The organism is Streptomyces barkulensis, assembly GCF_002843305.1.
GTDB classification, from domain to species: Bacteria; Actinomycetota; Actinomycetes; order Streptomycetales; family Streptomycetaceae; genus Streptomyces; species Streptomyces barkulensis.
Genome location: NZ_PGSG01000087.1, coordinates 123,197 through 145,052, shown reverse-complemented (window position 1 = coordinate 145,052; position 21,856 = coordinate 123,197). Strand labels below are relative to the sequence as shown.

The 21,856-nt window shown below is 73.4% G+C and carries 17 protein-coding genes and 1 pseudogene; 14 read left to right on the top strand and 4 right to left on the bottom strand.

Annotated elements, in window-relative coordinates; all coding sequences use genetic code 11:
* Positions 1-23: 23 nt before the first annotated feature.
* From CUT83_RS16285 to CUT83_RS31005, 3 genes are all read left to right on the top strand, one after another.
* Positions 24-1,097, top strand: coding sequence for an EamA family transporter (locus CUT83_RS16285; protein WP_101256556.1), 1,074 nt, complete (start codon positions 24-26; stop codon positions 1,095-1,097).
* A 244-nt stretch (positions 1,098-1,341) separates the two neighbouring features.
* Complete coding sequence (locus CUT83_RS16280; protein WP_101256601.1) at positions 1,342-2,358, top strand: DMT family transporter; 1,017 nt, start codon at positions 1,342-1,344, stop codon at positions 2,356-2,358.
* 74 nt (positions 2,359-2,432) lie between these two features.
* Entirely contained in the window at positions 2,433-4,067 is a 1,635-nt protein-coding gene (locus CUT83_RS31005; RefSeq protein WP_240958432.1) for a Tn3 family transposase, read from the top strand.
* A 175-nt stretch (positions 4,068-4,242) separates the two neighbouring features.
* Here CUT83_RS31005 and CUT83_RS16270 read toward each other — a convergent pair whose 3' ends face one another.
* A complete protein-coding gene (locus CUT83_RS16270) occupies positions 4,243-4,941 on the bottom strand; it encodes a pyridoxamine 5'-phosphate oxidase family protein (RefSeq protein ID WP_101256555.1) in 699 nt (232 codons plus the stop codon).
* A 76-nt stretch (positions 4,942-5,017) separates the two neighbouring features.
* Between CUT83_RS16270 and CUT83_RS16265 the strand changes: the two genes are divergently transcribed.
* Positions 5,018-6,358 (top strand): aminotransferase class I/II-fold pyridoxal phosphate-dependent enzyme, encoded by a 1,341-nt coding sequence (locus tag CUT83_RS16265; RefSeq protein ID WP_101256554.1) that lies wholly within the window; start codon positions 5,018-5,020, stop codon positions 6,356-6,358.
* A gap of 13 nt (positions 6,359-6,371) precedes the next feature.
* Here CUT83_RS16265 and CUT83_RS16260 read toward each other — a convergent pair whose 3' ends face one another.
* A complete protein-coding gene (locus tag CUT83_RS16260; RefSeq protein WP_101256553.1) occupies positions 6,372-7,412 on the bottom strand; it encodes a DMT family transporter in 1,041 nt (346 codons plus the stop codon).
* A 73-nt stretch (positions 7,413-7,485) separates the two neighbouring features.
* On the opposite strand from CUT83_RS16260, the gene CUT83_RS16255 reads away from it, so the two are divergent.
* The gene (locus tag CUT83_RS16255) at positions 7,486-8,391 is read left to right on the top strand and encodes a LysR family transcriptional regulator (RefSeq protein ID WP_101256552.1); all 906 of its coding nucleotides are present in this window, start codon (positions 7,486-7,488) and stop codon (positions 8,389-8,391) included.
* A 23-nt stretch (positions 8,392-8,414) separates the two neighbouring features.
* Here the strand turns inward: CUT83_RS16255 and CUT83_RS16250 are convergent, their stop codons facing one another.
* Entirely contained in the window at positions 8,415-10,571 is a 2,157-nt protein-coding gene (locus CUT83_RS16250; RefSeq protein ID WP_240958431.1) for a S9 family peptidase, read from the bottom strand.
* Positions 10,572-10,792: 221 nt separating this feature from the next.
* Between CUT83_RS16250 and CUT83_RS16245 the strand changes: the two genes are divergently transcribed.
* Positions 10,793-11,503, top strand: a complete 711-nt coding sequence (locus CUT83_RS16245) for a GntR family transcriptional regulator (protein WP_101256550.1) — start codon at positions 10,793-10,795, stop codon at positions 11,501-11,503.
* Positions 11,504-11,817: 314 nt separating this feature from the next.
* Positions 11,818-13,920: an ATP-binding SpoIIE family protein phosphatase gene (locus tag CUT83_RS16240; protein WP_101256549.1), complete on the top strand. Its 2,103-nt coding sequence runs from the start codon at positions 11,818-11,820 to the stop codon at positions 13,918-13,920.
* A 422-nt stretch (positions 13,921-14,342) separates the two neighbouring features.
* On the opposite strand, the gene CUT83_RS16235 is transcribed toward CUT83_RS16240, so the two are convergent.
* Positions 14,343-14,702, bottom strand: a complete 360-nt coding sequence (locus CUT83_RS16235; RefSeq protein WP_101256548.1) for an ArsR/SmtB family transcription factor — start codon at positions 14,700-14,702, stop codon at positions 14,343-14,345.
* A gap of 134 nt (positions 14,703-14,836) precedes the next feature.
* Here CUT83_RS16235 and CUT83_RS16230 point away from each other — a divergent pair, with 134 nt between their 5' ends.
* From CUT83_RS16230 to CUT83_RS16200, 7 genes and pseudogenes are all read left to right on the top strand, one after another.
* Positions 14,837-16,180, top strand: a complete 1,344-nt coding sequence (locus CUT83_RS16230; protein ID WP_101256547.1) for an MFS transporter — start codon at positions 14,837-14,839, stop codon at positions 16,178-16,180.
* Positions 16,181-16,444: 264 nt separating this feature from the next.
* Positions 16,445-16,663 (top strand): annotated as a pseudogene (locus CUT83_RS16225) (tyrosine-type recombinase/integrase); the annotation flags it as partial.
* Positions 16,664-16,778: 115 nt separating this feature from the next.
* Entirely contained in the window at positions 16,779-17,624 is an 846-nt protein-coding gene (locus CUT83_RS16220; RefSeq protein WP_101256545.1) for a HipA family kinase, read from the top strand.
* Positions 17,621-18,016 (top strand): DUF3037 domain-containing protein, encoded by a 396-nt coding sequence (locus CUT83_RS16215; RefSeq protein ID WP_101256544.1) that lies wholly within the window; start codon positions 17,621-17,623, stop codon positions 18,014-18,016. The genes CUT83_RS16220 and CUT83_RS16215 overlap by 4 nt, the downstream gene beginning before the upstream one ends.
* Positions 18,017-18,195: 179 nt before the next feature.
* Positions 18,196-18,957: a 3-oxoacyl-ACP reductase FabG gene (gene fabG, locus CUT83_RS16210; RefSeq protein WP_101256543.1), complete on the top strand. Its 762-nt coding sequence runs from the start codon at positions 18,196-18,198 to the stop codon at positions 18,955-18,957.
* 47 nt (positions 18,958-19,004) lie between these two features.
* Positions 19,005-19,760 carry an SDR family oxidoreductase gene (locus CUT83_RS16205; RefSeq protein WP_101256542.1) on the top strand — a complete coding sequence of 252 codons (756 nt, stop codon included), beginning with the start codon at positions 19,005-19,007 and terminating at the stop codon, positions 19,758-19,760.
* Positions 19,761-20,133: 373 nt separating this feature from the next.
* The gene (locus CUT83_RS16200) at positions 20,134-21,714 is read left to right on the top strand and encodes an ABC transporter substrate-binding protein (protein WP_101256541.1); all 1,581 of its coding nucleotides are present in this window, start codon (positions 20,134-20,136) and stop codon (positions 21,712-21,714) included.
* Positions 21,715-21,856 lie beyond the last annotated feature (142 nt).

The window sequence follows — 21,856 nt, the reverse complement described above, 5'->3', positions numbered from 1 at the left end:
TCGGGTGCTGCCATGATGGACCGGTGCACGCCCCGACACCCCCGCCTGCCCCTTCGAGGGCGAGGACCGGCCTCGCCCTCGCCCTCGTCTCCGCCGTCGCCTTCGGCGGCTCCGGTCCGGCGGCGAAGCCGCTGATCGACGCCGGGCTCGACCCACTGCACGTCACCTGGCTCAGGGTCGCGGGCGCCGCCGTCGTGCTGCTGCCGCTGGCCTGGCGCCACCGCGGCCTGCTGCGGCGGCGTCCGGCACTGCTGGCCGGGTTCGGGCTGCTGGCCGTCGCGGGCGTGCAGGCGTGCTACTTCGCGGCGATCTCCCGCATCCCGGTCGGAGTCGCCCTGCTGGTGGAGTACCTCGCGCCCGCGCTGGTGCTGGGCTGGGTGCGCTTCGTCCAGCGCCGCCCGGTGAGCCGGGCGGCGGGGGCCGGGGTGGTGCTCGCGGTCGGCGGTCTGGCGTGCGTGGTGGAGATCTGGGCCGGACTCGGCTTCGACGCCTGGGGGCTGCTGCTGGCGCTGGGCGCCGCCTGCTGCCAGGTCGGCTACTTCGTCCTGTCCGACCACGGGACCGGCGAACCCGGCAAGGACCCCGGCCGGGACGGGGTTCCCGATCCGCTGGGCGTCATCGCCTACGGGCTGCTCATCGGCGCGCTGGTGCTCACCGCCGTCGCTCGGCCCTGGGAGATGGAGTGGTCGGTGCTGGGCGGCCGGGCCGAACTGGCGGGCCTCTCGGCATCCGGCGCCCAGGTGCCCGCGGCCGTACTGCTGGGCTGGATCGTGCTGGTGGCGACCGTTGCCGCCTATCTGACCGGGGTGATATCGGTGCGCAGGCTCTCGCCGCAGGTGGCGGGGGTGGTGGCCTGCCTGGAGGCGGTGGTGGCCACCGTGCTGGCCTGGGTGCTGCTGGAGGAGCGGTTGTCGGCGGTCCAACTGTTCGGCGGTGCGGTGGTGCTGGCGGGCGCGTTCATCGCGCAGCGCGCCACCCCCGCGGGTCCCCCCACGCCGTCCGCCGGGCCGGTGGTCGCAAAGGGCGGCGCGGGCGGGGCCATGGGTGAGGAAGGGCACGCGGAGCAGCGGTTGTCGCAGGACGTGCCCGCGCCTTAGGGTGCGGGCATGCATTCGACCGTGCTTCCCCCGCCCGCCTCCTAGGGCGGGCTGCCGAGGAGAACCGCGCCGGGGCGCCAGGCTCCGCCGCGCAGGTCATCGCTGCCCGCGTACGGGATCACAGAACGGCTTCCCGACATACGCGGAGAACTCACACGTGTCGAAACCCACTTCTGCCCTGTCCACCGCCGCGCCCACCGGCGGAAGCAGTGATTCCGCGAGCGGCTCCACCGCGGTCGGCGGGCTGTCAGTCGGGCGCGGGCTGCTCTACCTGACCGTCGCCGGAATCGCCTGGGGCACGGCCGGAGCCGCGGCCGCCCTGCTGTACCGCGCCAGCGACCTGGGGCCGATCGCCCTGTCCTTCTGGCGCTACGTCGGCGGGATCGCCCTGCTGCTGGCGTTCCTCCCCCTGCGCCGCACCGCCCGCCCGGGGGGCCGGGGCCGCCGGGCGGGCGGTGCGGCCCCGGCCTCGCCCGAGCCGCGGCGCCGCCGGGTGGGGCGGATCGTGGCCACCGGACTGGGCCTGACGCTCTTCCAGACCGCCTACTTCGGGGCGGTCCAGGCCACCGGGCTCGCCGTCGGCACGGTCGTCACCCTCGGCTCCGGGCCCGTGCTGATCGCGCTCGGCGCCCGGCTGACGATGGGCGAGCGGCTGGGGCGCGGCGGTCTGGCGGCCGTGGCCGGCGCGCTGGCCGGCCTGATGGTGCTGTATCTGGGCGGCGACGGGACCACGGTGCGGCCGCTGGGCGTCGGTCTCGCGCTGCTGTCCGCCTCCGGCTACGCCGCCGTCACCCTGCTGACCCGGTGGATGGGCCGCAACGGAGCGGGCGGCGACCCGTACTCCACCACCACCTGGGCGTTCGGTGTCGGCGCGGTGTGCCTGCTGCCGCTGGGACTGGCCGAGGGACTGCTGCCGCACACCGCCGAGGACCCGGTGCGGGTGCTGCTCCTGCTGGCGTACACCGCCGCGGTGCCGACGGCGCTGGCGTACGCGCTGTACTTCGCGGGGGCGGCGGTCGTACGGTCGGCGACCGCCTCGGTGATCATGCTCATCGAGCCGGTGAGCGCGGCCGTGATCGCCGTCGTGCTGCTGGGCGAGCGGCTGACCGCGGCGACCGTCGCGGGCACCGCGCTGCTGCTCACCGCCGTGACGGGGCTGGCGATCGCCGAGGCACGCCTGGCCTCCGGGGCGCGTCGCGCGGCCGCCCCGGGCGCGGGCGTCGGGGGGACCGGAGGCGTCGGGGGCGGAGCCGGGGCATGACAGCCGGAGTGTGAGGGGCCGGAGCGTGAGGGGCCGGAGCGGGCGCGGGCGGAGGGAACGCTTGCGCCACCGTCTTGCGTCCGGGCAGCACGGAAGCCGAGCAGGCGCTGCGGCGCTTCACCCGTGGTGGCCCCGAGCACTCCGCCTGCCGGGCCCTCGGAGAACTGGGCCGCGCCGTGCGCACCGTCTTCGCCCGCGACCACCTGGCCGGCCCCGGCCTGCGCCGGGGGATCCACGGCGGACTCCAGGCCGTGGAGAACCGGAACAGCGCGAACACCGTTCCGCACCACGGCAAGGACGGCGCTCCGACCGCGTTGTTCCGGTCGAACGTCAACCCGTGTGGCACCTTCCGTCCCGACATGGACAGCCGTCCGCCCTCACCCGAGATCCATGCCGTGGCGTCGCATAATCGTGTGGAACATCCGGCACCCCGAAGGAAGACTGGGAGCAGGCCGAGAACAGCCATAGTCAGAGGCGAGGCGCGGGGGATGTCCGATTCCGGGGTTCGATTTATCCGATCGGTGCTTTTGAGTTCCGTTGTCCAGGTCGTGCTGTCGTGGGACGAGGAGCCGGCCCTGGCGGCGCGTCGCTTGGACACCTTGCTGCGAGGGGCAACGCCGTCCGAGTTGATGCGTCTGGAATCGGACTACCGCAATCGGCGTTACAGTCTCAGCTCTTTCGGGCCGAGCGCCTTGAGTGATGCCGTGCCTGATCGGTATTCCACGGCTGCGGCCGCTTTGATGTCGTTCGACCGGTCCGGGTATATCAGGGAAGAGGGTGTCGCCAAGCTTGCCGACGCTCCGGATTCCTTCCCGGTTCCCTTCCTGTTGCTGCGGCTCAATGATCCGGTCGGGGAAGTGCGAGGTCTCGCGCAGGAAGCGCTGGCCGCGCGGCTGACCCCGGAACACGTGGATCTCCTCGTTCAGGCGCTGCCCCTTCTCGACGGCTTGAGCAGACGCCGTAGGGCAAGTCCTCTGCTGGTCATGGTGGAGGACCTTCTCTACCGTGGCGGAGTGGAAGCCCTGTGGCAGGGCGCCCGGTCGACAGACCCTCCGATGCGCGCCTGCTGTCTGCGGTGGCTCGCCCGGATTGATCCGGTTGCGGCCGTCGAGACCGCTTTCGCGACCCGGGACCCGTCTCTGTGGCGGTGGGCCGCCCGTGTGGCCACGTCGTCGCGGCTGACACCGACCGAACAGAAGGCGCTCTTGCCGTGCCTGGAAAACAGCAGTAGTCCCCGCGTACGTTTGCGGGCACTGCGTGCCCGGGCCCGTCAGCAGCACGGTGAAACGGAACTGCGCAGCGCGATGCTCGATCGTGATGCCCGAGTCCGCTACCACGCTCGCGCCACCCTGTACGCCCGCGGCTACACGGATCTCGCGCCAAAGGTGTATCGCGATGCCTTGATGTCCGGTGATCCGTCGGATGCGGTCATCATCGGCGCGCTGGGAGGGCTCGCCGACCTGGGAGGTGCGTGCGACGTGCCGCGGGTACTGGAATTCATCACACACCGCAAGGCGCGAATACGCGCCGAGGCGTGGCGTACTCTGGGTGTTCTGGACCCGGGGGAAGTGGATCGCAGAGCAGCCCGGCTGGCCGGTGACCCGAGTAGCAAAGTGCGCCGCCACCTCCCGAACCGGGCTGCGCCGAGTGCCGGAAAACGATCGTTTTCCGGCACTCGGCGCAGTGATCACAGACCCGCGGACGGGTAGTGCCGGCGACTGGCGTCGAGAACCAGCGTCGGGGAACGGTTCTTCGGGTGGTCTCCGACGATACTCGTCGGCTGCCGCCGCGCATCGACGGCCGACCGGAACCCCGATCGTCGGGTCGACGCACTACTTCCGCCACGGCGTCGACCACGGCGTCGACCGTGACGACGTCGGCGGGTTACCCGTTCCCCGTTGTCCGGGCCAGGACTCCGGGGTCGAGATAGCCGGGCACCGCGGCGCCCGCGGCCATGTCCTCGGCCGGCACGGGGGCGCCGTAGACCCTCCGTACCGGCACCACGCCGCTCCAGTGGGGGAGGGAGAGGTCCTCCGGCTCGTCGTTCGGGCCGCCGGTGCGGACCTTCGCCGAGACCTCCTCCAGATCCAGGGCGATGACGGCGGTGGCGGCCAGCTCCCGTGCGTCGGCCGGACGCGAGTCGGCCGAGCGCCCGGGGACGGCCTGGTCGACGATGGCGTCGAGGGCGACGGCCCGCTCGGCGGGATCGTCGACCCGGTGCGCGGTGCCGTGCACCACCACCGAGCGGTAGTTGACCGAGTGGTGGAAGGCGGAGCGGGCCAGCACCAGTCCGTCCAGATGCGTCACCGTCAGGCAGACGGGCAGCCCCGAGTCGGAGGAACCCGTCGCCCGCAGCGGCCGGGAGCCGGTGGAGCCGTGGACGTACAGGCGCTCGCCGACCCGGGCGTAGAGCGTCGGCAGGACGACCGGTGCGCCGTCGCGGACGAAGCCGAGGTGGCACAGGTATCCGTCGTCGAGGATGGCGTGCACCAGTTCGCGGTCGTACGCCGCGCGCTCGCGGCCGCGGGTGGGGACGGTGCGTTCGGTCGGGGCGTACGCGTGCCCAGGGGTGGTGGTGGACATGGTGTTCGACTCCCTCTCGTCCGCGGCGGCGGCCCGCCGCTTGCTCCTTATATTGCACTAGTGCATAATGTGTTTTGTGCTAGGAGAGTATCGGATCGAGGGGCGGCGCGCAGCCGAGATCGCCGCCAGTGTGGAACGCGGGGTCGGTACGGGGGAGTTGGAGCCGGGCGGACTGCTGCCCCCCATGCGGGAGTTGGCGGCGGAACTGGGCGTGAACCCCAACACGGTCGCCGCCGCCTACCGCACCCTGCGCGAGCGCGGGGTGATCGAGACGGCCGGACGGCGCGGCAGCCGGGTGCGCCCGCGCCCGGCCACCACCGCACGCGAGGCCATCGGCGTCGAGGCGCCCGAGGGCGCGCGCGACATCTCCACGGGCAACCCGGACCCGGCGCTGCTGCCCTCGCTGGACGCGGCCCTCGCCGACGCCGCACGGCGCCACGAGCGGCACCCGACGCTCTACGGCGCCCCCGGACTCACCGGCGACCTGGTCCGGCTGGCGCGCGAGGCCCTCGACGCGGACGCGGTGCCGCCCGGCCCCGTCGCCGCCGCCTCCGGATCGCTGGACGCCATCGAACGGGTACTGGCGGCCCATCTGAAACCCGGCGACGCGGTCGCCGTGGAGGACCCGGGGTGGGGGAGCCTGCTGGACCTCGTCCCGGCGATGGGCCTGCGGACGCTCCCGGTCGCCCTGGACGACGACGGCCCGCTGCCCGAGTCGGTCGAACGGGCGCTGCGGCAGGGCGCGCGGGCCCTGGTCGTCACCGACCGGGCCCAGAACCCGACCGGCGCCGCCGTCTGCGCGTCGCGCGCCCGCGAACTGCGCCGCGTCCTGGCCGCACACCCGCGCGTACTGCTGATCGAGGACGACCACGGGCACGGCATCGTCGACCTGCCCCTGCACCCGCTGGCGGGCGAGGACGGCCCGGCCGAGCACTGGGCGCTGGTGCGCTCCACCGCCAAGGCCTACGGCCCCGACCTGCGGCTGGCGGTGCTGACCGGTGACGCCGTCACCGTCGACCGGGTGCGCGGACGGCAGCGGCTGGGGCCCGGCTGGGTCAGCCATCTGCTCCAGCGCACCGTCACCGCCCTGTGGGAGGGCCGGGCGATCGACCCCGCCGAGGTGGCCGGCTCATACGGCCGCCGCCGCGCCGCGCTGCTCGACGCGCTCGCCGCGCGAGGCGTCGAGGCCCACGGACGCAGCGGGATGAACGTGTGGGTGCCGGTGCCCGACGAGACCGGCGCGGTCGCCCGGCTGCTGCGGGCCGGCTGGGCCGTCGCCCCCGGGGCCCGCTTCCGGATCGCCTCACCGCCCGGTATCCGGCTGACCGTCTCGGCCCTGTCCGAGGACGAGGCCGGGCCGGTCGCCGACGCGGTGGCGGCGGCGATCCGGCCCGGCGAGGCGCGGCGGTACGGCTGAACCGTACCGCCTGTCACCGCCGTGTGCTCCCTGCCCGGCTCCGCCTCCGACCCTGTGCCCGGCTCTGTGCCCGGCTCTGTGTGAGGGCCGCGCCGGCGAGCACGACCAGCGCGCCGACGGGCGTGCTCCAGGCCAGATGCTCGCCCAGCAGCGCCACCCCGGCCGCCGTGGCGATCACGGGGATGAAGTACGTCACCAGGGTGGCCGTGGTCGGCCCCACCTCCGCCACCAGCCCGTACTGCAACAGGAAGGCGACCCCGGTGCCCAGCGCGCCCAGCGCCGCGACCGCCAGCAGCGGCCCGATGGGGAAGGAGGCGGGAAAGGAGGTGAACAGGGGCGTGACCACGGCCAGTTGGAGAGTGCCGAGCAGAAGCTGGGAGCCGGCCATCGCCACGTTGGAACCCTCCGCGCCCGCCAGCGTGCGCCGCACGTACACCCAGCCGACCGCGTAGCTGAGCGCGGCGACCAGCGCCATGGCCGTGCCGGCGGGATCCTGCCCGTCGAACCCCTGCCATGCGCCGAGCACGGTCAGGACGCCCGCGAAGCCGATGCCGAGCCCGGCCATCCGGCGCCGGGTGGGCCGGTCGTCGGAGAGGGCGACCAGGGAGAGCAGCATGCCCCACAGCGGGGTGGTGGCGTTGCAGATGCCCGCCAGGGTGGAGGAGATGGTCAGCTCGGCGTAGGAGAAGAGGGTGAACGGCAGCGCGTTCAGCAGGAACGCCGCGACCGCCAGATGCCCCCAGGTGCGCAGGCCCCGCGGCAGCCGCTCGCGCCGCACCAGCAGTACCGCGCCCAGGACGGCCGTGCCGAACACCAGGCGCCCCAGGGTGACCTGGAGCGGGGCGAAGCCGTGAGTGCCGATCTTGATCAGCAGGAAGCTGAAACCCCAGATCAGGCTGAGGGCGGCGAAGCGCACGCGCCAGTCGACCGCGGGCGGGCGGCGGGCGGACGCGGAAGCCGGGGCAGCCGGAGCGGTGGCCGGAGCGGTGGCCGGAGCGGTGGGGCCGGGGGAGCCGGGGACCGGCACGGTGCCGGCGCGAGCGGAGGCGGACATGCGTCAACGATCGCGCCTTCAAAGATTAAGAACAAGCGAGAAGTTCTGGAGTGGACCGCTTAGCATCACTTACATGTTGAACCTGGACCGGCTCCGTATCCTCCACGCCGTCGCCCGCCACGGCTCGGTGAGCGGCGCGGCCGAGGGGCTGCACGTCACCACCTCGGCCGTCTCCCAGCAGATGGCCAAACTGGAGCGCGAGACCGGTCAGCAACTGCTCGCCAGGAACGGCCGCGGCGTCCGGCTCACCGACGCCGGCCGCCTGCTCGCCGAGCACGCCCGGCGCGTGCTGTCCCAGCTCGAACTCGCCGAGGCCGAACTGGAGGCGCACCGCGGCCGGGCCGTCGGCGAACTGCTGCTCGGCGCCTTCCCCACCGCCGCCCGGGGGCTGTTCCCCGCCGCCCTGGCCGCACTGCGCGCCGACCATCCCCAACTGCGGCCCCGGATGCGGGAGATGGAGCCGGAGGAGTCGGTGCGGGCACTGGTGCGCGGGGACATCGACCTCGCGGTCGTCCTGGACTGGTACAACCGCCCGCTGTCCCTGCCCGGGGGGCTGGCCAAGGAACCGCTCCTGGACGACCCGGCCGATGTGGCGATGCCCGCCGGCCATCCCCGCGCCGGGGCCCGGTGGGTGGAGCTGGCGGACTTCGCGGACGACGAGTGGATCTCCTGGCCCGGGGGCGAGTTCTGCCACGACTGGCTGCTGTTCACCCTGCGCGGCCAGGGCATCGAGCCCAGGCTGTGCCACACGGCGGGGGAGCACCACACCCAACTCGCCCTGGTCGGCGCCGGGCTCGGGGTCGCCGTCGCGCCCCGCCTCGGCCGCGGACCGCTGCCGGAAGGGGTGGCCGTCGCCCCCGTGCGGCACTCGATGAAGCGGCACGTCTACGCGGTCTGGCGGGAGGACGCCGACCGCAGGCCGTCCATCCGGGCGGCGGTGGAGGCACTGCGCACGGCCGCGGACGGGGTCGGCGGCTGACGTGGGGGCCGTCCGCCCGGCCGTCACCCGGACACGGCTCCGCTCCCGGTTCCGCTCACGGTTCCGAGCCCGAGCGCGTCGCGCAGGAAGCCGAGCTCGAAACCGAGCAGCCGTCCGGCCGTTTCGTCGCCGCCGGTGTGCCCGGCGCCGGACAGCGGCAGCACCGTGTGCTCACGCCCGGCGGCCAGCAGTGCCGCCGACAGCCGCAACGTGTGCGCGAAGGCCACGTTGTCGTCGGAGGTGCCGTGCACCAGCAGCAGTGGACGGCGCAGCCGGGGGGCGTCGCGCAGCAGCGAGGAGCGCTCGTAGTTCTCCGGCTCCCGCTCCGGATGGCCCAGATAGCGCTCCTTCCAGTGCGTGTCGTACATCCGCTGGTCGGTGGGGGCCGCTCCGGCGACCGCGGCGTGGAAGACCTCCGGGTGGCGCAGCACGGCCGCGGCGGCGAGGGTGCCCCCGAAGGACCAGCCGCGGATCGCCACCCGGCCCGCGTCCAGGTACGGACGTTCGGCCACCGCCGCGCGCAGGGCGTCGATCTGGTCCTCCAGCACGGGGGTGAGCTGGTCGCCGCGGATCTCCTTCTCCCACGCCGGCCCCCGCCCCGGGGTGCCGCGCCCGTCGGTGACCAGCACGGCGAAACCCTGCTCGGCGAACCACTGGGCCACACACGCCCACCACGTCCGGGCCCGCACCACCAGCCGCATCCCCGGGCCGGCGTAGGGACTGAGCAGGACGGGCAGGGAGCGGGCGTCCGGCGCGTCCGGGTCGTACCCCGAGGGCAGGAACAGCGCACTGCGCAGCCGCCGGGCGCCGTGCACGGGGAAGACGGGGCGGGGGGTGACGACGGGCTCCTCGGCCAGGGAGGCGATCCGTCCCACCGCCGTCCCGCCGCGCAGGACGGCGACCGTGTGCCCGCCCGGTGTCAGGCTGTCGAGCACCACGGTGCCGCCCGCCGCGGCGGCCGAGTGCACCCCGGGCCCGTCGCTGACACGGCGGCAGCCCGTCCCCGGCCCCATGGCCCACACATGCTCCTCGAGCGGGTCCTCGCACCCGGTGAACAGCACCTCGTCGCCGTCCGTGCCCAGCACCCCGGTGACCTGGAGCCCCTCCGGAGTGAGGGTGTCGCCGACGCGCAGCCGCCGGGTTCCGGCCGACTCCTCGGCCCTCACCAGCAGCCCCGAGGCGGTGCGGCACGGCGCCCCCGGCACCAGCTCCACCCAGTGCCGGTCGCGCTGCTCGTGCAGGACGCGGGTGGCGCCTGTGGCGGGATCGACCGCCAGGACCCGCAGCACGCGCTGGTCCCGGCTCTGCACGGTGACCAGCGGACCGTGGGCGTCCCAGTCGGCGGCCACCACGTACTCGAAGGCCGCGCGGTCCCAGAGGACCTCGGTGCGGCCGCCGTCGAGGGAGAGCAGATGCAGGGAGACCTCGGCGTTGGGCGTACCCGCCGCCGGGTAGGTCATGGGGCGCGGCGGGAGGTCGGGACGCGCCGGATCGCAGACCCACCGCCGCCGCACCGCGGCGGTGTCCACCCGGGCCGCCAGCAGGGCCCGGCCGTCGGGCGCCCACCAGTGGCCGCGCAGCCGCCCCGTCGACTCGGCCGACACATGGTCGGTCAGCCCGTACGTCACCGAAGGCCCCTCGGGGGCTGCCAGGCACCGGTCGCCGCCGAAGCCGCCGCCGAAGCCGGTGACGTGCAGCGCGCCGCCGGTGACGTAGGCGACCAGCTCCCCGTCCGGGGAGGGACGCGGATCCACCACGGGACCGGCCGCCGGCACCGGGAACGGCGCGCCGCCGCCGGTGTCCACCGCCCACAGCGCGCCGCCGAGCGCGTACACCGCACGCCGCAGCTCCCGGTCGGCCGCGTACGCCACCACGCCCGTGGACCGCTCGCGGGCCCGCTCGCGTCGCGCCCGCTCCTCGGGCGGGACCGGGCGCGTGCCGCCGTCCGCGCCGTGCGGGGCGGCCAGCAGCCGCTCCGCGCCCTCCTCCCACAACCACAGCCGCCCGACGGGGTCGTCCCCGCCCCCGGTACGCACGAACAGCACCCGCGCACCGTCCGGGGACACCGACGGGTGCCGGGGAACACCGAGTGAGAAGCGGCGGGTACGGGCCAACTGCTCCGGAAAGAGGGCCCGTCCGGGAAGGGGCGCGGCGTCGGGGGCCGCGGTGTTGGAAGGCATGGGAGCAGGCATAGCAGACGGCCGCCGGACCCGTCGCATCCGGTGCGGTTCCCGGCCTCCCGCGCAGGACCGCGGCCGGCCGGGCCCCTGACAGAACGGCCGGGGCCTGCCCGCCCCGGTAGCCGGCCCGATCGTCGCCCGTCGCGGGACCGCCGGCACGGCGCGGGTGCCGCACAACGTGACATTTTATGGTGAGGTCACAAACCCACGGAGGGAAATCCATGAGCGGGCTGAAGTCCCGGAAACCCGTTTCGGTGCAGGAGCGTCTGCGCGACCAGGTGGCCAAGGCCCTCCGGGCCGCGCTGATCGCGGGCGAACTGCGGCCCGGGGCGACCTACTCCGCCCCCACCCTCGCCGCCGGGTACGGCGTCTCCGCCACTCCCGTCCGTGAGGCCATGCTGGACCTGGCGCACGAGGGGCTGGTCGAGCCGGTGCGCAACAAGGGATTCCGCGTCACCGAGCTGTCCGAGCGCGACCTGGACGAGTTCACCGAGATCCGCGTCCTGATCGAGGTCCCGACCGTCGGCCGTGTGACCGGATCGGCCGCGCGGGAGCAGCTGGAGGATCTGCGCCCCACGGCCGAGGAGACCGTGGCGGCCGCGCGTGCCGGTGACCTCGCCGGCTATCTGGAGGCGGACCGCCGCTTCCATCTCGGCCTGCTCGCCCTGGCCGGCAACTCACGTCTCGCCGAGACAGTGGGCGACCTGCGCAAGCGCTCCCGGCTCCACGCACTCGCCGGGCTCGCGCAAGCGGGGACGCTGGTGGCCTCCGCGCGGGAGCACACCGAACTGCTGGACCTCATGCTGGCCGGCGACGCCGCGGCGGCCGAGGAACACATGCGCCGCCACCTGGTGCACGTGCGCTCCCTGTGGGCCGCACGCGAGCAGGATGGAGGGCGCAGGCACCCGGCACGGAAACCGGGAGCCCGCTGACGTCTTTCGGCGCCTTTGAGGGCTCTGTCGCGTCGCACAGCCGATCCTCCCCGGGCCCTTCCCCGACGCTGCGGGTGATCTCGCCGAGGATGCCGGCGGTGACCACCACGCCGGGCCGGTCGCCGGGCTCCACGGGCCTGCCGTGGGGAAAACCTCCCGCCGGTGAACCCACCGTCCTCCTCGCCGAAGAGCAGGGCACCGTCCGAGCGGCCGAGGACGGCACCGCGGCGGGACGCGGCCGGGTTGCGGCGGACGGAAGGAGGTCTTCTCCTGGGAAGCACGGGGTCTTGTGACGATGTCGTGGTGGGAGGCGTATGGCCGGCCGTGGCGGTTCCCCCGGAACCGGGGCGGCGGGTTGGGGACAGCCCGCCGAGCTGGTGCTGGACGCCGCCGGTGCGGTGATGATGTGCACGCGGCCCGTGCTGGAGTTGCTGGGCGGCTCGGCCGGAGAGCTGCGCGGCAGGGAGCTGGAGTCCTTCTTCGGGGATCCGTCGCAGTGGGCGGAGCTGGCCGAGAGGGCTGAGCACGGCCGCCGCAGCGGCGGGCGCGCGGTGCTGCGGCGCGTCGGCGGCGGCCGGTTGGACGTGGACGTGAGCGTGTTCACGCTGGCCGGGGGAGGCGGGGCGCGTTTCCTCGTCTGGCTGGTGCCCGCGGCGGGAGCCGAGCTCGAGGACCGGTTCGGGATGCGGGTGGCCCTGGCCGGAGGCGGCGTGCTGGCCTCCAGCCCGCGCGCACAGCAGCGGCTGGACCTGCTGCACGCGGCGGCGGTACGCGTCGGCGGTTCGCTGGACGTGGCGCGCAACGCCGAGGAACTGGTCGATCTGCTGGTGCCGGTGTTCGCCGATCTGGGCGCGGTCGATCTGACCGAGGACGTGCTGACCGGGGAGGAACTCGGGGAGTTCGCCGCTGACGCGCCCATGAGGCGCGTCGCCGTGGCCGCCGGGGAGGGAATGTGGCCCGAGGAGGTCTACGGCCCCGGGGACACGTTCTCGATCGGGGATGTCGAGCGGGAGCACCTGCTGCGGGGGTCGGTCGGCACCATGCCGGACCTGAGCGGCCTGCGGAGGGCTGCGGCACGGGATCCGCGGCGGTCCCGGCTGACCCTGCCCGGGGCCGCGACCTCGTTCCTGGTCCTCCCGCTGCGGGCGCGCGGGACCGTACTGGGGGCCGTACCGCTGTGGCGCACCGGGGACCGGCCTCCGTTCGACCGGGGTGACGCGACCCTGGCCGAGGAGATCGGCTCCCGGCTGGCCCTGGGCCTGGACAACGCCCGCCGGTACACCCGGGAGCGGCGCACGGCCGAGGCCCTGCAGCGCAGTCTGCTGCCTCCTCCGGAGGTGCGCCTGGCCGCGGCGGAGACCGCGGGGATGTACGCGCCGGCCAGCACCGCGGCCGGGACCGGCGGGAGCTGGTACGACGTGATCCGGCTGTCCGGAGTCCGGGTGGCCTTCGTGGTGGGCAAGGTCGCCGGACACGGGGTGAACGCGGCCGGGGCGATGGGACGGCTGCGATCGGCGGTGCAGACCCTGGCCGACCTGGACCCGCCGCCCGACGAGCTGCTGAGCCATCTGGACGACCTGGTGACCCGCATCGGTGAGGACGAGGGGCGCCGGGCGGGACCGGCCGTCAGCTCCCTGCACGGAGCGACCTGCCTGTACGCCGCCTACGATCCGGTCACCGGGCGGTGTCTCCTCGCCAGCGCCGGCCATCCCGGCCCCGTCGTGGCCAGGAGGGAGGACCGCACGGCGGGTGATGTCGCGCTCCGTCCCGGGCCGCCGCTGGGAGACGGGACCGAGCCCTTCGAACCGCTGGAACTGCTCCTGCGGCCGGGCGATGTCCTCGCCTTCCACAGCGGACCACTCACCGCGACGGTGCGGAACACCGAACGGGACCTGGAGCGGATGTGCGAGGGCGCGCGGACCGCCGCGGGCACCCGGCAGCCGCTGAGCGAGGTCGGGCCCCGCCTCCTGGCCCGCCTGCGGGGGCAGAACCGGGACGAGGACCTCGCCCTGCTCCTGGCCCGCGTGGAGCGGGTGCCGCCCGAGGACACGGCCTTCTGGCGACTGCCCGCCGACCCCAGCCTCGTCGCGCACGCCCGGACCCTGGCCTCCGCCCAGCTGGCGGAGTGGGACCTGGGCGAGCTGGACTTCGCCACCGAGCTGATCGTCAGTGAGCTGGTCACCAACGCCGTCCGCTACGCCGGCGGCCCCATCGGCCTGCGGCTGATCAGGAACCACCGGCTCGTCTGCGAGGTGTCCGACCCCAGCCAGTCCCAGCCCTACCTGCGCCGCGCCCGCCTGTCCGAGGAGGGCGGCCGCGGTCTGTTCCTCATCTCCCAGCTCGCCCACCGCTGGGGCAGTCGCTACACCCCCGGTGGCAAGACCATCTGGACCGAGCAGCTCACCGACGGCCCCTGAGTTCACCGGCGACCGCACCCCGTGGAGCACGCCTCCGGGCCCGCCGGTGTCCACGGCAATGAGGTGCTCAGGGAGATGACGGCCCGCAGGGGACGGCAGGAATCCGCCGCCTGATCGCGGCGCACCCGGTTCCGGCCGGCCGGCCGGCCCGCTCGCCCACGCCCTGGCTTCGCCCACGCCCTGATCTTGGCCACGGTGGCCACCGTGCTCGCGCTGCCCGCCGCCGTCGCACCGGCCCCCGCCGTGGCGCTCGCCGGCGCAGCCCGTCCGGCCCGGACGGGAACCGCCTCCCGCGTACGGCATGACGTGGCGGCCCCGGTGCCGCGTGCGGCGGGCGGTGCGTACTCGGCCTCCACCCCGCCCGACGGATCCGGCGCACACCGAGTTCCCCGCCGACGACGATGGCGGTGTTCCGGCCCTGATCAGTCATGTACCGCTGCGCCGCTGACGCGGTGGTCCGCGTGGCTGAGCGCCTCCAGGACGAGACGCCGCAGATGCCCGTCGCGCAGGCTGTAGAAGACGTGCCGGCCTTCCCGGCGGGCCTCCACGAGCCCGGCCAGGCGGAGCTTGGCCAGATGCTGGCTCACCGCCGTTCGCGATGCTTCGCAGCGTTCGGTGAGCGAACCGACGTCGGACTCCCGCTGAGCGATGAGCCACAGCAGATGCAGCCGTGTCGGGTCGGCCAGCATGGCGAACACCTCGGTCGCCTCGGCCAGACGCGCGCTGTCGGGCGCGCGCAAATGCGCGCCGGGCGCAGTTGGAAGCGGTTCGCGGGTGGCCATGTGCACAGCCTAGGACCCGGCTCACCCCTGTCCCTGTGCCCGCCACTGATGTAAGTGATATATGTGTGCGCACTTGCGCACATGAAAGTATGCTCGTGCCGTCAACGCATCGCCGTGGCAAGGGGAACCGCCGCATGCTGCCGGTACTGCTGCGCAACCGGACCTACCGCCGCCTGTTCCAGGCGCAGGTCATCGCCCTGACGGGGACCGGGCTGGCCACCGTCGCCCTGGGGCTGCTCGCCCATGACATCGCAGGAGCCGCCGCCGGCTCGGTACTCGGTACCGCGCTCGCGATCAAGATGGTGGCGTACGTCCTGATCGCCCCGGTGATCGGGGCGGTAGCGGACCGACTGCCCCGACGGGCCCTCCTGGTGGGTGCCGACCTGATCCGGGCGGGCGCCGCGTTCATGCTGCCCTTCGTCGACCAGGTCTGGCAGGTGTACGTCCTGATCTTCGCACTGCAGGCCGCCTCCGCCGCCTTCACACCGACGTTCCAGGCCGTCATTCCCCAGGTGCTGCCCGACGAGGACGACTACACCCGGGCGCTGTCCCTGTCCCGGCTCGCCTACGACCTGGAGAGCCTGTGCAGCCCCGCGCTGGCCGCCGCGCTGCTGTCGGTGACGACGTACAACTGGCTCTTCACCGGCACCGTCGCCGGCTTCGCCGGCTCCGCCGCGCTCGTCCTCTCCGTACTCCTGCCGCGGCCGGTGCCGTCTCCGCCGCGAGCAGGCGGCCTCCACACCAGGGTCGCCGCGGGCACACGGCTGTTCCTCGCCGTCCCGCGGCTGCGCGCCCTGCTCGCCCTCGACCTCGTGGTCGCCTCCGCCGGCGCCATCGTCCTCGTCAACACCGTCGTGTACGTGCGCGACCATCTCGGCCGACCGGCCGGGGACGTCGCCATCGCACTCGGCGCCTACGGCGCCGGCTCCATGATCGTCGCACTGGTGCTTCCCGGAATGCTCGACAAGGTCCCGGACCGAGCCGTCATGCTGCACGGCGCCCTGCTGACCGCCGTGATCTTCCCCGGCCTGACCGTGATCACCGCAGCCGGGGCGGGTGCCTGGAGATGGCCCGCCCTGCTGGCCGTCTGGGCGGCGTTCGGAGCGGCGTCCTCGACGGTACTCACCCCCGCCGGCCGACTGATCCGCCGTTCGGCCGGGCCCGCCGACCGCACCGAACTGTTCGCCGCGCAGTTCTCCCTGACGCACGGCTGCTGGCTGCTGACCTATCCACTGGCCGGATGGCTCGCCACGGCAGCGGGACTGCAGTCGGCTGTGCTCGTCCTCGGGGCGGTGGCCTGCGCATCCGGGGTGCTGGCTATGCGTGTGTGGCCGGCGGACGACACCGGCTCGGTCGCCCACCTGCACACCGGACTCGGGGAAGGGCACCCCCATGTGGCCGGCGCCCTTCCCGTACCGGGGGGCTGGCGGCACGAACACGACCTCGTCGACGACGCCCTTCACACATCCGCGCGCTGACCGCTTCCCCGGGGAAGCGGTCAGCACAGGCGCAGCGCCTGCGGCCGGCGGGCGGATGCGGCAGCCCTCACCCGGTGCCGGTCCCCGGTGAACCGCTCGGAGACGGCGACCTCAGCCCCGGCCTCGGGGGGGCGGCGACCGAGCCCGAGGAGCCGGTGAAGACCTGTGAGAACGCATCGGCCGGCTACCGCACCCGCACCGACGCCCGGACCACCCACGCTCGCGCGGGGACCACTCGGGCTCCCCCGCGTTGTTCTGCGGGAGGCGGCGCCGAGGGACGGCTTCCATGTGCTGCGGCACACCTACGCCTCGGTCATGTTGGAGGCGGGGGAGTCCGTGGTGACCCTGGCGCGGTGGCTCGGGCACTCCTCGCCGACCGTCACGCTCGGTTACTACGCTCACTTCATGCCGGAGGCCGGGAGCAAGGGGCGCACCGTCATGGACGGACTGCTGGGCAGGCGGGGGAGGCCGGGCGGCGGCTGAAACTCCCCAGATTCTCCCCAGGGTGGTTCGGGAGTGGTTCCGGCGGGATCGCCGGTCCGGGGCCTCCGGAGAAAACCGTGGATTGCAAGGCCAGTGCTTCCGATAGCCTGGGAAAATGCTTCCCGAAGTCACCGCCACGCGCTATGTGACGCCCCTGCGCGAGGGCGGATCGCTGCCCGGCATCGTCGAGGCCGACGACCTGGGCACCTATGTCGTGAAGTTCACCGGAGCCGGGCAGGGCCGCAAGACCCTGGTGGCCGAAGTGCTGTGCGGGCGGCTCGCCCAGCGGCTCGGCCTGCGCGTGCCCGATCTGGTGCGCGTACAGCTGGATCCGGTGATCGGCCTGGGCGAGCCCGACCAGGAGGTGCAGGAGCTGCTCAAGGCCAGCGGCGGGCTGAACCTGGGGATGGACTTCCTGCCCGGCTCGATGGGCTTCGACCCGCTCGCCTACCGGGTGGACGCGCGGGAGGCCGGGCGCGTGGTGTGGTTCGACGCCCTGACGGGCAACGTCGACCGCTCCTGGCGCAACCCCAACATGCTGGTCTGGCACGGCGACCTGTGGCTCATCGACCACGGCGCCAGCCTGATCTGGCACCACAACTGGGCCACCGCGGCCAAGGCGGCCGACAAGCCGTACGACGCCTCCGACCACGCCCTGGCGCCCATGGGCCCGGACATCGCCTCGGCCGCCGCCGAGCTGGCGCCGCGAGTGACGCGGGAGCTGCTGGCCGAGTGCGCGGCCGACATCCCCGACGAGTGGCTGGCCGGCGAGCCAGGCTTCGACACACCGGAGGAGCTGCGCCGCGCCTACACCGAGGTGCTGGCCGCCCGGGCCGGTACGGTCCACGAGCGGATCACCGTCGGCGCTCCGAGCCAGGACGGGCCCTCCAGGGCGCCCGGCTGGCTGAAGGACTGGGCGGACGCCGTCAGCGGGCTGAACAAGGGCGGAGGGACGCGGTGAGCGGGCAGTTCGGCGGGCGCGACGTCTTCGAGTACGCCGTGCTGCGTCTCGTCCCACGGGTGGAGCGCGGCGAGGTGATCAACGCCGGGGTCGTCGTCTACTGCCGCGCCCGGTCCTTCGTCGCGGCCCGCACCCATCTGGACGTCGAACGGCTGCGGGCGCTCGATCCGCACGCCGACGTCGAGGGGGTGCGGGCGGCCCTGCACGCCGTGGAGTGCCTGTGCCGCGGAGGGGCGGAGGCCGGGCAGGCCGCGGCCGACGACGCCGGGCGGCGTTTCCGGTGGCTGGTCGCCCCCCGCTCCACCGTCCTCCAGCCGGGGCCGGTGCACACCGGACTGACGGCCGATCCCGAGGCGGAGACCGAGCGGCTGCTGGAAGTGCTGGTGCGCTGAGCGGGCGCACCACACGCTCTCGGCCGTACCCGGCGCGCCGCGGCGGGGCGGAGGCCGGGGACGTGGGCTGGGCCTCACCGTGCCTTCGGCCGTTGACACAGCGTGTCCGTGCTTCTAGCGTCACGTCTGCCGAAGGTACTAAGCGGTTGCTCACCCATTCGAGTGCGAGGAGAACCAGCATGTCCACCACCGAGCAGCGTGTCGCGATCGTCACGGGCGGAGCCCGGGGGATCGGCGCCGCCACCGCCGTCCGGCTCGCCGCCGAGGGCCGGGCCGTCGCCGTGCTCGACCTGGACGAGTCGGCCTGCGCGGACGTCGTGGAGAAGATCACCGCGGCGGGCGGCAGGGCGCTGGCGGTCGGCTGCGACGTGTCGGACGCCGAGCAGGTGGAGGCCGCCGTCGCACGGGTCGCCGGCGAGCTGGGCGCACCGACCGTCCTGGTCAACAACGCCGGGGTGCTCCGCGACAACCTGCTGTTCAAGATGAGCGACTCCGACTGGGACACCGTCATGAACGTGCACCTGCGCGGCGCCTTCCTGATGTCCCGGGCCTGCCAGAAGCACATGGTCGACGCCGGGTTCGGCCGGATCGTCAACCTCTCCTCCAGCTCCGCCCTCGGCAACCGCGGGCAGGCCAACTACGCCGCCGCCAAGGCCGGTCTGCAGGGCTTCACCAAGACCCTCGCCAAGGAGCTGGGCAAGTTCGGCATCACCGCCAACGCCGTGGCCCCCGGCTTCATCGTCACCGAGATGACCGCGGCCACCGCCGCCCGCGTCGGCATGGACTTCGAGGACTTCCAGAAGGCCGCCGCCTCCCAGATCCCCGTCCAGCGCGTGGGCAGGCCCGAGGACATCGCCAACGCCATCGCGTTCTTCACCGGCGAGGAGGCCGGTTTCGTCTCCGGCCAGGTGATGTACGTGGCCGGCGGCCCGCTCAACTGACGGCCGCCGACGGCCGCACCGCGAATACGACGGAACGGAAAAAGCTCATGGCAGTGCAGGACAGCGGCAGGGTCGCCCTGATCACCGGGGCGAGCCGCGGCATCGGCTACGGCATCGCCGAGGCGCTCGTGGCCCGCGGTGACCGGGTGTGCATCACCGGCCGCAACGAGGAGGCCCTCGCCGAGGCGGTGGGGCGGCTCGGCGCGGACCGGGCCATCGGCGTGGCCGGGAAGGCCCACGACGAGACCCACCAGGCGGAGGCCGTCGAGCGCACCATGGAGGCGTTCGGCCGCGTCGACCACCTGGTCAACAACGCGGGCACCAACCCGGTCTTCGGACCCATCGCGGAGCTGGACCTGAACGTCGCCCGCAAGGTCTTCGACACCAACGTCCTCTCCGCGCTCGGGTTCGCCCAGCGCACCTGGGCGGCCTGGCAGAAGGAGCACGGCGGCACCATCGTCAACATCGCCTCCGTCGCCGGACTGTCGGCCTCGCCCTTCATCGGCGCCTACGGCATCAGCAAGGCCGCGATGGTCAACCTCACCCTCCAGCTCGCCCACGAGCTGTCGCCGGGCGTGCGGGTCAACGCCATCGCCCCGGCCGTGGTGAAGACGAAGTTCGCCGCCGCGCTCTACGAGGGGCGCGAGGAGGAGGTGGCCGGGCGTTATCCGATGGGGCGGCTGGGCACGCCCGAGGACATCGGGGGAGCGGCGGCCTTCCTCACCTCCGACGACTCCGGCTGGATCACCGGCCAGACCCTCGTGGTCGACGGCGGGATCTTCCTCAACGCCGGGGTCGAGTGACCCAGGGCCCCGGCTCACCGCCGCGGTGCGCCGGGGCCCTGCCGCTTCGGCGCCGCGCCGTGCCTTCGGGGGCGGTGCGGCGCCGGTGTGCTTCCTGAAACGGTCCCCGTACTCTGTGCGACCGTCCGGTCCGCCGCGGAAGAAGTCCTGATCTTGCCCGGTCCAGAAGCCTGTCAGCCCCGTCATATGCTGCGGTAAGGTCTGCCACGTCCTCGGCACGACAGGCCCGTTGAGACCCTGCCGTACGTGTGGTGGCACGCGCTCCGCACCGTGGCGCGCGCTCCGTCCCGTCAGCCGATGGATCCCCCACAGCACCCAGGCAGTAGTGGCATCTAGTGGCGTTCAGTGGCATCGCCGACCGAGGAGCGTGCAAGTGTTCAGCCAGAACAAGCCTCTGAAGGGCGCAGTCGTGCTGGTGACAGCGACCCTGCTCGCCGGATGCGGCTCGCTGCTCGGTGACGGCGAGAGCGAGGAGGCGATCGTGGTCGGCACCACGAGCACGCCGAGCGTCCTCGACCCGGCCGGCGCCTGGGACGGTTCGTGGGAGCTGTACCGGAACATCTACCAGACCCTGCTGCACTTCCCGAGCTCCAGCGGCACCCCGGAGCCCGACGCCGCCCAGCGCTGCGGCTTCACCGACACCGTCAGCAGCGTCTACCGGTGCGTCCTGAAGAAGAACCTGACGTTCTCCAACGGCAACGCGCTGGACGCGGAGGCGGTCAAGTACTCCATCGAGCGCACCCTGGGGATCAAGTCGCCCACCGGCCCGGCCCAGCTGCTGCAGAGCATCGACCGCATCGAGACGTCCGGTGAACGGACGATCATATTCCACCTCAAGCGGCCGGACGCGACCTTCCCGCTGGTCCTGGCCACCCCCGCCGCGTCCATCGTCGACCCCGCCGCCTACCCGGCCGACCGGCTGCTGGAGTCGGACAAGGTCAGCGGATCCGGACCGTACCTGCTCGACGCCTACAAGGAGGACGAGCGGGCCGAACTGGTCAGGAACCAGAAGTACAAGGGCTCCGCGGAGATCAAGAACAACGCCGTGACCGTCCGCTACTTCAAGGACTCGGCCAAGATGGTCGAGCAGCTCAAGAGCGGCGAGGTCGACCTCACCTACCGCGGCCTGACCCCCGAGCAGATCGACGACTTCGGGAAGAACCGCAGCGACCACCCGGAGATCAAGCTCAACGAGGTCTACGGAACCGAGATCCGCTACCTGGTGTTCAACCCGCAGCACGAGTCGGTCGCCGAGCCCGCCGTCCGCAAGGCGATCGCCCAGATCATCGACCGCAAGGCCCTGGTCCGCAACGTCTACAAGCGCACCGCCGCCCCGCTGTACTCCATGGTCCCCGGCGGGATCACCGGCCACACCAGTGCCTTCTACGAGGAATACGGCGAGCCCAGCGTGGAGAAGGCCCGCAGCACGCTGAGCCAGGCCGGGATCAACGGGAAGGTGAAGCTGACCCTCTGGTACACCACCGACCGCTACGGTGCGACGACCGCCGAGGAGTTCGCCGAGATCAAGCGGCAGCTGGAGGCGTCCGGGCTGTTCGACATCGCCCTGGAGGGCCGCGAGTGGCGCGAGTTCCAGGAAGGCGTCACCGATGGCGAGTACCCGGTGTTCGGCCGCGGCTGGTTCCCCGACTTCCCGGACGCGGACAACTACATCTCGCCGTTCGTGGGCAAGGAGAACGCCCTGGGCACGCCGTACGAGCACAAGACGCTGACCGGCACGCTGCTGCCCAAGTCCCGCAAGGAGAGCGACCGGGGCGCCGCCAGCGAATCCTTCACGCAGGCGCAGAAGATCCTGGCCGAGGACGCCCGGCTGCTGCCCCTGTGGCAGGGCAAGCTCTACATCGCCGCTCACGACGACATCGCCGGCGTGGAGTGGAGCATCGACTCCTCGACGATCATGCGGCTGTGGGAGCTCGACCGCAAGAAGAGCTGGTGACCCGGAGGGGCGGGCGGTCGCCGGCGGTCGCCGCCCGCCGGTGACCGCCCGCCCGCGCGGCGCGGCTGTCAGCGGTCACCGGTACGTTCTGGGGGTGCGCGTCCGAAGAAGGCGCGCGGAACCGACACCGGAGGTCTGTCTC

What these genes read in the sequence shown, in the direction of transcription:
- CUT83_RS16270 (WP_101256555.1), bottom strand. Translation starts at nt 4,941, where the DNA reads ATGTCCACCACCACCCCTGGGCACGCGTACGCCCCGACCGAACGCACC.
- CUT83_RS16260 (WP_101256553.1), bottom strand. Translation starts at nt 7,412, where the DNA reads ATGTCCGCCTCCGCTCGCGCCGGCACCGTGCCGGTCCCCGGCTCCCCC.
- CUT83_RS16255 (WP_101256552.1), top strand. Translation starts at nt 7,486, where the DNA reads ATGTTGAACCTGGACCGGCTCCGTATCCTCCACGCCGTCGCCCGCCAC.
- CUT83_RS16250 (WP_240958431.1), bottom strand. Translation starts at nt 10,571, where the DNA reads ATGCCTTCCAACACCGCGGCCCCCGACGCCGCGCCCCTTCCCGGACGG.
- CUT83_RS16245 (WP_101256550.1), top strand. Translation starts at nt 10,793, where the DNA reads ATGAGCGGGCTGAAGTCCCGGAAACCCGTTTCGGTGCAGGAGCGTCTG.
- CUT83_RS16240 (WP_101256549.1), top strand. Translation starts at nt 11,818, where the DNA reads ATGGCCGGCCGTGGCGGTTCCCCCGGAACCGGGGCGGCGGGTTGGGGA.
- CUT83_RS16235 (WP_101256548.1), bottom strand. Translation starts at nt 14,702, where the DNA reads ATGGCCACCCGCGAACCGCTTCCAACTGCGCCCGGCGCGCATTTGCGC.
- CUT83_RS16230 (WP_101256547.1), top strand. Translation starts at nt 14,837, where the DNA reads ATGCTGCCGGTACTGCTGCGCAACCGGACCTACCGCCGCCTGTTCCAG.
- CUT83_RS16220 (WP_101256545.1), top strand. Translation starts at nt 16,779, where the DNA reads ATGCTTCCCGAAGTCACCGCCACGCGCTATGTGACGCCCCTGCGCGAG.
- fabG (WP_101256543.1), top strand. Translation starts at nt 18,196, where the DNA reads ATGTCCACCACCGAGCAGCGTGTCGCGATCGTCACGGGCGGAGCCCGG.
- CUT83_RS16205 (WP_101256542.1), top strand. Translation starts at nt 19,005, where the DNA reads ATGGCAGTGCAGGACAGCGGCAGGGTCGCCCTGATCACCGGGGCGAGC.